A 252-nucleotide genomic window follows, 5' to 3' on the forward strand; every position below is an offset into this window, starting at 1 on the left:
CCAAAGCGTCTTTTAAAGACCAATCGGTGATTTTCGGTCGTCAACAAAACTGGATTATGTGTATCTTATACCTTGCGACTTTTGGTTCGTTTATTGGGTTTTCGGCGGCATTTCCGATGTTGATTAAACAATCATTCCCAGATGTGAATCCGCTTAAAGTGGCGTTTTTAGGACCTTTGGTTGGTGCGTTATTCCGTCCGTTCGGTGGCTGGCTTGCTGACAAATTGGGTGGTGCAAAAGTCACCTTAATCA

At 43.7% G+C, this 252-nt stretch carries 1 pseudogene; it reads left to right on the top strand.

Annotated elements, in window-relative coordinates:
• A pseudogene (locus ACSV5T_RS10135) lies at window positions 1-252 on the top strand (nitrate/nitrite transporter); the annotation flags it as partial.

Origin of the sequence: Veillonella sp. ZSJB6 (genome assembly GCF_051549505.1) — a bacterium.
Lineage (GTDB): Bacteria > Bacillota > Negativicutes > Veillonellales > Veillonellaceae > Veillonella.